We start from the raw sequence: 8,558 nt of genomic DNA, 5'->3' as shown, positions 1-8,558 counted from the left end.
CGCCACCCTCCGGCTGCGCTGACGGCGGTCGCTGCGCGCGTGCGGCATGCCGGCGATCTCCTCGAAGCGCTGCCGCGACTCCGCCGCTCCCACGTCGCGGCCAGTCCGGCGTGCGACAGCCCCTACGTCACTGGCGGCGTTCCCGGTCCCATTGGTCGAGGAGCTTGGGGAGCTCGCGGCCCATGAAGGCGTACATGTCGCGCATCAGCTCCAGCCGGGCCCGGCGACGAGCCCGCCCCGCTCGAGCTGCCCCGGTGCGACGCTCATGCTGCTCTTGGCCACACCCAGGCTCTCGCACAGCCCGGGGGCGTCGGCGGAGTCACCCGGGTCGGCCAGCAACAGGCCGCCACCGGCCACCCCGACTGGTGGCCCCCCGCGCGATTACATGGCTTGCCATATACAATAGATGGCAAGCCATGTAATCCGTCGTCGAGGAGTCGCCATGAAGGCCAGGCAGATCCGTACGATTCAGCGCGCCGTCCACCTGATCGCCGGGCTGGCGATCATCGCTTACGTCTACCTGGCGCCGCCCGCCGACTCGCCTGCCCATGTGGCGATACGCTGGGTCATCCTGCCCGTCCTGCTCGCCTCGGGCGTGGCCATGTGGCAGTGGCCGCGCATCCGCCGGCTGATCCGCGCAAAGGAACGTGTGTGACCTCGTTGCCCCGGCAGTCGTCCCTCGGCTACCAGATCAACCACCTGGCCAGGCTGCTCGGCAACGGGTTGCGGGTCAACATCGCCGACACGGGAGTGACGCCGGGGCAGTTCGCGCAGTTGCTGGCCCTGTTCGAGGAGGACGGGCTCACCCAGCAGGAGCTGTGCGAACGGGTGAGGATCGACCAGTCGACGATGGCCCACACGCTCAAACGCATGCAGCGTGACGGGCTGGTCGTCCGGACCGCCGACCCGCAGGACCGGCGGCGCTCCCACTACCGGCTGACCGAGCGGGCCCGCCAGATCCAGCCCGAGCTCACCCGGGGCGCGCGGGAGGCCAACGCCCGCGCGCTGCGGGGGATCGACCAGGAGGAGTTCGACGCGTTCATGCGCACGCTCGACCGCATGATCGCGAACATGGAGGGGAGCGACCAGCGGTAGCCGCGAGCGCCCCGTGAGTCACATGATCGCGAGCTGGCCCCCGTCGATGACCAGCTCCGTGCCGTGGATGAAGGCGGCGTCGTCGGAGGCCAGGAAGGCGTAGCCGGACGCGACCTCCTCCGGCAGCCCCGCCCTGCCGAGGGGGATGTGCTCGCGCTCGTACGAGGTCACGAAGTCGCCCGCTAGCCCGGCCGAGATCGAGGCGTTGAGCGGGGTCTGGATGTAGCCGGGGCACAGCGCGTTGACGCGGATGCCGTGCCGGCCCAGCTCGACGGCCATCGTCTTGGTGAGCAGCAGCACGCCGCCCTTGGAGGCGTTGTAGTGGGCGTAGTCGGCCTCGCCGCCCAGCCCGTTGGTGGAGGACATGTTGAGGATGACCCCGCCCGTGCCCTGCTCCACCAGGTGGCGGGCCACGGCCTGGGCGACGAGGAACATGCCGCGCAGGTTGACCGCGATGATCCTGTCCCAGTGGCCGGGCGTGATCTCCAGGAACGGCTCGCGCCAGGCCGTACCGGCGTTGTTGATCAGGACGTCGAGGCCGCCCAGCGCCGCGATCGCGCCCGCCACCAGCCGGGTCACGTCGGCCTCCGCGCTGACGTCGCCGGTGAGCCCGTGCACCTCGCCCAGCGCGGACAGCTCCGCCACCGCGCCGTCCACCTCTCCCCGCTGAAGCCCGCCGAGCACGACCCTGGCCCCTTCCTCCAGGAACCTGCGGGCCGTGGCGGCGCCGATGCCGCTGCTCCCGCCGCTGATCAGCACCCGCTTGCCGGCCAGTCCCCGCATGATGTCCCTTCCTTCGTCAGCGGACCGCGCCGCGGGCCGCGACGCGGAGTTCGGTGGTGACCTGCCCGTTCTCGACGCCGGGGACGGCGGCGATCTCGGCGACCAGGTCGGCGGTGGGACGGCCGGGCGGGCGGCCCAGCCGGTGCTGACCCGTGTCCACCTCCACCAGCACCTCCACCGGCGGGCCGCCCAACCGGCCGAGCCCGGCGGCCACCTCGGGGGAGTCGAGGCTGACCCGTATCCTGGCGCGCTCGCGCAGCGCGGCCAGGCGGCGCAGCTTGGGCTCTCCCCAGACGGGAAAGGCCAGCAGGATGTCGTCGATCCCGGCGTCGGCCATCACTTCAGCCTCGCCCAGCTTGGCGCAGGTGATGCCGCCGGCCCCGGCGTCGAGCTGCATCCGCGCCAGCTCGGGCATCTTGTGCGTCTTGACATGGGGCCGCAGCCTGACGCCGTGCTTGGCGGCCGCCTTGGCCATGTCCATGATGTTGGCCCTGACCGCGTCGAGGTCGATGACGAGCGCCGGAGTGTCGAGTTCGGGGTACATCGGTGGACCGCCCCTTCGGAAGATTTCCCCGAAAATAGCACCGATTCCGAATCGTGCACCAGCGTTCCGAGATGTGGAACCATTCCCCCTCTTGACAGCGATCTCGCTTCCTGGTGTCCTGGCACAGATTTGGAACTTCATTCCGCATCACAGAATAAGGAGCAAGGCATGAGAGTCGGCGACCCTGGGGGCGGCGGCCCCGGCCGGAGGCGCCCGGCCACCGGCTCAGCGGGCTGGCGGCGCACCTGGAACGTTACGACGCCGCCTTCCGCCACGCCGACGGGTCACACGCCGCCGCGCGGGGTTGCGACGAGCGGCCGGCTTGCGTCGGATGGACGTCCTGTGGTGGGCGAGCAGGATCCGGTGGGCGGCGTGGCTGCGGCAGGTGGTCGGGCTCCGGTGGGCGGCCGGCTCACGCGGTCGGCGGTGGTCGGTGGTGCGGTGCGGTGGTCGGCCGGTCGTCGGTGCGGCTGCGTGGCGTGGCCGCTGATGAGCCGGGCCGGTCCTCGCGGGCCGCCGCTGCGTCGCGTGGGGGCCGGGGCCCGCGGGCCGCTGCGCCGCGCCGGCCGGGCCGGGGCCCGCGGGCCGCCGTTACGGCGTGCGGGTCGGGATGTGGCGGTGGGTCGCCGTTACCTGCACGGCTTGTACGGCTTGTCGAAGAGCGAGTAGTCCTCGGGCTTCTTGAGGGAGTTGAACTTCAGCGTCTTCGACTCGGCGCAGAAGCTCGCCGGCGCGGTCTCGTACTCCACGTGGAACACAGGCTTGCCCGCCTTGACGAAGACGCTCAGCTCGGAGCACTCGTCGAACTGGAAGCACTCCTCGTTGACCGCGTAGTCGAAGGACGACACCAACTCCTCGGCCTGGCTGAGGTCGTTCTTCAGCGCCGCCGACAGGCCCCGGTCGTGGGCCAGGCCGGCCAGCGCGCGGTTGTAGACGAGCTGGGTGGCGGGGGAGACGGTCCAGCCGGTGACCGACTTGCCCTCCTCGTGGGCGTTGACGACGTCGAACTCGACCCCGTCGAAGCCCGCCTGGACGCACTTGTCGACGCGGGCCGCCATCATCTTCAGCAGGAAGTCGCGCTGGCCCTTGTCGTTGTTGATGTTCGCCCAGCGCTCGTTCGGGAACTCGGCGCTGAACGGCTTGCCCAGCAGGGAGTTGCCGTTCTTCTTGTGGAAGTCCACGAACTGCTGGTAGTCGGGCCGGAAATCCTCGATCGAGCCGGCGTCGATGTAGCAGATCGCCTTGGCCCCGCGGGCGTGGATGGCCTTGACGGCCGCCGTGTTGAGCGTCCTGTTGTCGCCGGCGACCTCCTCGGCGGCGTACAGGTCGATGTCGAAGACGGTCGGCCGCACGCAGGCGCCGCCGCTCTGCGGGACCCCGCAGATGTCGACGTTGACGCCGCCGGTGGCGGCGTAGGCCTTGCTGCCCTGGAGCTGGTACTGCCAGCGGCTGTCCACCGGCGGACGCCAGATCGTCGCCGACGCCGCCTGGGCGGGGGGCGCGAGGAGTGTCGCGGAGGCCGGTATCAGGGCCGTGGCCACGGCGAGCCGGGTTAAGAGTGTCCGGAGGTTCAATGCATTGGTCCTTCCGCAATACGGAATGCTATTCCGTAATAAGGGAAATACATGGCTAACGAGGTGATCGATCCGATCTTGATGTTGAGAATCCCATAAGAGCAGACACCTCGCCAGCGATATCCGCCAAACCATCGTTTTCCGAATGATGGAATCCTGGTCTGCATGGTGGATGCGTGGTTATACTCACCCGCACGCAGCGGGCCCATGCCCGCCGTGCTCAATGGAGGGAAACAGCCCCATGGCACGCATCGTGTTCATCGGCGCGGGCAGCGTCGAGTTCACCAAGAACGTCCTCTCCGACATCCTGACCTTCCCCGAGCTGGGGGAGTCCACCCTGGTCCTGCACGACATCGACGCCGGGCGGCTGGCCACGGCCGAGGCCATGGCGAACTGGATGGTCGCCGAGCTCGGCCTGGGCGCCAAGGTGGAGGCGCACCTCGACCGGCGGGCCGCCGTGGATGGCGCCGACTACGTGATCAACGAGATCGCGGTCGGCGGGTACGCGGCCACCCGCGTCGACTTCGAGATCCCCCGCGGCTACGGGCTGCGGCAGACGATCGCCGACACCCTCGGCGTCGGCGGCGTCTTCCGCGCGCTGCGGACGATCCCGGTGATGGTGGCCCTGGGCACGGACCTGGCCGAACTGGCGCCGCACGCGCTGCTGCTCAACTACACCAACCCGATGGCGATGATCCCCCGCGCCGTCTACGAGGGGACCGCGTTCAGGAACGTCGTCGGGCTCTGCCATTCCGTACGCGACACCCAGGCCCGGCTGGCCTCGCTCGTCGAGGTGCCGGAGGAAGAGGTGTCGTTCGTCACCGCCGGGGCCAACCACCAGGCGTTCGTGCTGAAGTTCGAGCACAAGGGCAGGAACCTGTATCCGGTGCTGGACGAGGTCATCGCCCGTGACCCGGAGCTGCGCCGTACCGTGCGGGTGGAGATGTACCGCCGATTCGGTCACTTCCCCACCGAGAGCAGCGAGCACGGCTCGGAGTACCTGCCCTGGTTCCTGCACCACGACGACCAGGTGGAGCACTTCCGCATCCCCGTCGAGATCTACCTGCGGTGGTCGGCGGAGAACCTCGGCACGTACGAGGAGACCAGGCGGCGGCTGGCCGCCGGGGAGGGTGTCGAGATCGCCCCCGCCGGGGAGCTGGCCTCGGACGTCATCCACTCCATCGAGACCGGCACCCCCAGGGTCGTGCACGGCAACGTGCGCAACGGCGGCCTGATCTCCAACCTGCCCGACGACGCCTGCGTCGAGGTGCCGTGCCTGGTGGACCGGGCCGGGATGCGTCCCACCCGCATCGGCGCGCTGCCGCCCCAGCTCGCCGCGCTGAACCGGACGTTCCTCAACGTCGGCGAGCTGACCGTCCGCGCGGCGCTGGAGGGCCGCCGCGACCACGTCTACCACGCCGTCATGCTCGACCCGAACGCCTCGGCCACGCTGACGCTCCAGCAGATCCACGACCTCGTGGACGACATGATCGCCGCCCACGGCGACCTGCTCCCCGAGGGCGTCCGATGAGGCGCGCGCCCGTCGCCGCCGTGCTCCTCGCCCTGGCGGTCACCGGCTGCTCGGGCGGCGGCCAGGAGCAGGCGGCCGGCGGCCCCGTGGAGATCACGATCTGGCACGGCCAGGAGGACAACTCGGCCAAGTCGATCGAGAAGCTGGTCGCGCGGTTCAACCAGAGCCACCCCGACGTCAAGGTGAAGACCGAGTCCGGCGGGGCCACCGCCGACGGGATGCTGCCCAAGCTCACCGCCGCGCTGGCCTCCGACGCCTATCCCGACATCGCCTACCTGTACGGCTCCTGGGCCCCCAACATCGCCAGGAACCCCAAGACGGCCGACCTCACCCAGGTCGTCAAGGACCCGGCGATCAACTGGCAGGACTTCTGGGCCAGTGAGCGGGAGTCCGTCACCGTCAACGGCAAGGTCATCGCCTTCCCCGCCGTGGTCGACAACATGGTGGTCCTCTACAACAGGAAACTGCTGGCCAAGGCCGGCGTCGAAGCGCCGGGGCCGGACTGGACCTGGGACGACTTCCGGGCCAAGGCCAAGCAGGTCACCAGCGCCAAGGACGGCGTCTTCGGCGCCACCTGGCCGATCAGCGGCGGCGAGGAGGCGGTCTGGGGCCTGTGGCCGATGCTCTGGCAGGCCGGCGGGGACATCCTCACGCCCGACCACAAGAAGGCCGCCTTCAACTCCGCCGCCGGCCGGCAGGCGCTCGGCAGGCTGCGTGACATGGCCGTGGTCGACAAGTCGGTCTATCTCGACTCCAGTCCGGCGGAGAAGGGGCAGAAGCTGTTCGAGTCGGGGCGGCTCGGCATGTTCATGACCGGTCCGTGGGTGCTGCCTGACCTGCAGGCGGCCAAGGTCGACTACGGCGTCGCGCAGCTGCCCGGCACCGACGGCAACCACGAGACGATCTCGGGGCCGGACAACTGGGTGGTGTTCGAGCACGACGAGCGCCGGGTCAAGGCCGCGGCCACGTTCCTGGCCTGGCTGACGGCGGCCGAGCAGCAGCTGGAGTGGATGGGCGACACCGGCTCGCTGCCGATCCGCGAGTCGATCACCAAGCTGCCCGGCTATAAGGACTATGTCGCGAAATATCCGGGCATTGAGGTGATCTCGGCGAACCTGGCCAACGCCAAACGGGTCCGGCCGCCCACCACCCGATACCCCCGGGTCTCCGCCTTCGTGGCCGAGGCCATCGCCCAGGCGCTGCTCGGCAAGAGCGACGCCAAGACCGCCCTGGACCAGGCGGCCGGCAAGGCGGACGCCGCGCTGGCCGTACCGGGATCATGAGCAGCACCGCGCTCAGCGCCGCCCGCACCGGGCACCGGCAGCCCCGCGACCGGCGCAGGCTCGGCGACAGCGTCGCCGGCTGGTCGTTCGCGGGGCCCGCGTCGCTGGTCATCCTCGGCTTCTCGCTCGTGCCCATGGCCTGGGCGCTGGCGTTGTCGTTCACCGACTCCGACCTGATGACACCGGGCACGAACGTGGGGCTCGCCAACTACCGGGCGCTGCTCGACGACCCCGTGTTCCTCCAGGCGGTGGCCAACACCGGGCTGCTGCTGGTGCTCTACATCCCGGCCTCCCTGGTCACCGGGCTGGTCGTGGCCGTGCTGCTGAACCGGAAGGTCCGCGGGATCGGGTTCTACCGGACCTGTTTCCTGGTGCCGTACATCGTCTCGGCCACCGCCACCGGGCTGCTCATGGGTTACATCTTCGACCGCGACTTCGGGTTGATGAACGGCCTGCTCGTCAAGGTCGGGCTGCCGGTGCAGGGGCTGCTGAGCGACCCGTCGCAGGCCATGCCGGTGCTCACGCTGATCTTCTTCTGGACGCGGTTCGGATTCGCCGTGGTCATCTACCTGGCGGCCATCCAGGAGATCAGCAAGGAGGTGCTGGAGGCCGCCGCGATCGACGGAGCGGGGTCGTGGACCACCTTCAGGCACGTCATCGTCCCGTCGGTACGGCCGATGACGATCTTCCTGACGGTGTGGGGCATGATCGACGCGCTGCAGTTCTTCGACCTGGTCATGACCACCACCAAGGGCGGCCCGGCCAACGCGACCGTGACCATCGTCTACTACGTCTGGCAGCTCGCCTTCACCTTCAACACCGCCGGGTACGGCGCGGCCGTGGCGTACGTGCTGTTCGCCGGCACCCTGGTGCTGATCGTCACGGGCCTGCTGATCGCGCGGCGGAGGGGAGCGACCGGATGAGATGGCCCAGCAAGTGGCACCTGGTGCTGGTGCCGATGTCGGCGGTGGTCGTGCTGCCGTTCGTGTGGCTGCTGCTCAGCTCCGTCATGACCCAGGCCGAGCTCAACCGGTTCCCGCCGGCGATCTGGCCCGAGGCTGTGGACCTGGGCGGCTACCGCACGGTCGTCGAGCGCTCGAACTTCCCGCGCTGGTTCCTCAACAGCGTGATCGTCTCGGGCGCCATCGTGGCGGCCCAGCTCGTGCTGTGCAGCATGGCCGGGTACGCCTTCGCCAGGATCAGGTTCGCCGGCTCCAAGACGGTGCTGATCCTGGTCATCGCGACCGCGCTGATCCCGTTCCAGCTCACGGTCATCCCGACGTTCCTGATCTTCAGCGAGGCCGGGCTGACCGACACGCTCGGCGCGCTGACCGTGCCGTCGCTGGCCTCCGCCGTGGGCATCTACCTGATGACCTCGTTCTTCCAGTCGTTCCCCAAGGAGCTGGAGGAGGCCGCGCGGATCGACGGCTGCTCGCGCTTCGGCGTGTTCTTCCGGGTCGTGCTGCCGGTGGCCAGGCCGGCGATGGCGGCGCTGGCCGTGATCACGTTCATCACGGCCTGGAACGACCTGTTCTGGCCGCTGGTGGCGATCAACTCCGAGGCCAACTACACGGTGCAGGCGGGGCTGACGACCTTCCAGGGCCAGCACCGGGCCGACTGGCCGGCCATCATGGCGGGCACGGTGCTGACCACGCTGCCGGTGCTGGCCGTGTTCCTGTTCGGCCAGCGCCGTTTCGTCCAGGCGCTGACCGGCGCGGTCAAGGGCTGAGGCCGCGGCATGGGCCGGC

General features: G+C 69.7%; 10 protein-coding genes. 6 read left to right on the top strand and 4 right to left on the bottom strand.

What is annotated here, in order from left to right; all coding sequences use genetic code 11:
- Positions 1-204 precede the first annotated feature (204 nt).
- A complete protein-coding gene (locus tag ACWEPL_RS26305) occupies positions 205-357 on the bottom strand; it encodes a hypothetical protein (RefSeq protein ID WP_452437734.1) in 153 nt (50 codons plus the stop codon).
- An 85-nt stretch (positions 358-442) separates the two neighbouring features.
- On the opposite strand from ACWEPL_RS26305, the gene ACWEPL_RS26300 reads away from it, so the two are divergent.
- Positions 443-655 (top strand): hypothetical protein, encoded by a 213-nt coding sequence (locus ACWEPL_RS26300; protein WP_350727326.1) that lies wholly within the window; start codon positions 443-445, stop codon positions 653-655.
- Entirely contained in the window at positions 652-1,095 is a 444-nt protein-coding gene (locus ACWEPL_RS26295) for a MarR family winged helix-turn-helix transcriptional regulator (RefSeq protein WP_452437733.1), read from the top strand. Before ACWEPL_RS26300 ends, ACWEPL_RS26295 begins: the two co-directional genes overlap by 4 nt.
- Before the next feature lie 18 nt (positions 1,096-1,113).
- Here ACWEPL_RS26295 and ACWEPL_RS26290 read toward each other — a convergent pair whose 3' ends face one another.
- The 3 genes from ACWEPL_RS26290 to ACWEPL_RS26280 form a co-directional block, all read right to left on the bottom strand.
- Positions 1,114-1,878 (bottom strand): SDR family NAD(P)-dependent oxidoreductase, encoded by a 765-nt coding sequence (locus tag ACWEPL_RS26290; RefSeq protein ID WP_452437732.1) that lies wholly within the window; start codon positions 1,876-1,878, stop codon positions 1,114-1,116.
- 16 nt (positions 1,879-1,894) lie between these two features.
- Positions 1,895-2,422: an alanine racemase gene (locus tag ACWEPL_RS26285; protein WP_452437731.1), complete on the bottom strand. Its 528-nt coding sequence runs from the start codon at positions 2,420-2,422 to the stop codon at positions 1,895-1,897.
- Between the two features lie 629 nt (positions 2,423-3,051).
- Positions 3,052-3,996: an endo alpha-1,4 polygalactosaminidase gene (locus ACWEPL_RS26280; protein WP_452437730.1), complete on the bottom strand. Its 945-nt coding sequence runs from the start codon at positions 3,994-3,996 to the stop codon at positions 3,052-3,054.
- A gap of 241 nt (positions 3,997-4,237) precedes the next feature.
- On the opposite strand from ACWEPL_RS26280, the gene melA reads away from it, so the two are divergent.
- From melA to ACWEPL_RS26260, 4 genes are read left to right on the top strand one after another with little or no spacing between them, the layout of a single operon-like run.
- A complete protein-coding gene (gene melA, locus ACWEPL_RS26275; RefSeq protein ID WP_452437729.1) occupies positions 4,238-5,527 on the top strand; it encodes an alpha-galactosidase in 1,290 nt (429 codons plus the stop codon).
- The gene (locus ACWEPL_RS26270; RefSeq protein WP_452437728.1) at positions 5,524-6,810 is read left to right on the top strand and encodes an ABC transporter substrate-binding protein; all 1,287 of its coding nucleotides are present in this window, start codon (positions 5,524-5,526) and stop codon (positions 6,808-6,810) included. Before melA ends, ACWEPL_RS26270 begins: the two co-directional genes overlap by 4 nt.
- Entirely contained in the window at positions 6,807-7,733 is a 927-nt protein-coding gene (locus tag ACWEPL_RS26265) for a carbohydrate ABC transporter permease (RefSeq protein ID WP_452437727.1), read from the top strand. The genes ACWEPL_RS26270 and ACWEPL_RS26265 overlap by 4 nt, the downstream gene beginning before the upstream one ends.
- The gene (locus tag ACWEPL_RS26260) at positions 7,730-8,539 is read left to right on the top strand and encodes a carbohydrate ABC transporter permease (protein ID WP_452437726.1); all 810 of its coding nucleotides are present in this window, start codon (positions 7,730-7,732) and stop codon (positions 8,537-8,539) included. Before ACWEPL_RS26265 ends, ACWEPL_RS26260 begins: the two co-directional genes overlap by 4 nt.
- Positions 8,540-8,558 lie beyond the last annotated feature (19 nt).

It is taken from the genome of Nonomuraea sp. NPDC004186 (genome assembly GCF_053603495.1).
The sequence above is the reverse complement of the archived record's forward strand: the minus strand, read 5'-3'. Positions and strand labels throughout refer to the sequence as shown.

What these genes read in the sequence shown, in the direction of transcription:
- ACWEPL_RS26300 (WP_350727326.1), top strand. Translation starts at nt 443, where the DNA reads ATGAAGGCCAGGCAGATCCGTACGATTCAGCGCGCCGTCCACCTGATC.
- ACWEPL_RS26290 (WP_452437732.1), bottom strand. Translation starts at nt 1,878, where the DNA reads ATGCGGGGACTGGCCGGCAAGCGGGTGCTGATCAGCGGCGGGAGCAGC.
- ACWEPL_RS26285 (WP_452437731.1), bottom strand. Translation starts at nt 2,422, where the DNA reads ATGTACCCCGAACTCGACACTCCGGCGCTCGTCATCGACCTCGACGCG.
- melA (WP_452437729.1), top strand. Translation starts at nt 4,238, where the DNA reads ATGGCACGCATCGTGTTCATCGGCGCGGGCAGCGTCGAGTTCACCAAG.
- ACWEPL_RS26270 (WP_452437728.1), top strand. Translation starts at nt 5,524, where the DNA reads ATGAGGCGCGCGCCCGTCGCCGCCGTGCTCCTCGCCCTGGCGGTCACC.
- ACWEPL_RS26265 (WP_452437727.1), top strand. Translation starts at nt 6,807, where the DNA reads ATGAGCAGCACCGCGCTCAGCGCCGCCCGCACCGGGCACCGGCAGCCC.
- ACWEPL_RS26260 (WP_452437726.1), top strand. Translation starts at nt 7,730, where the DNA reads ATGAGATGGCCCAGCAAGTGGCACCTGGTGCTGGTGCCGATGTCGGCG.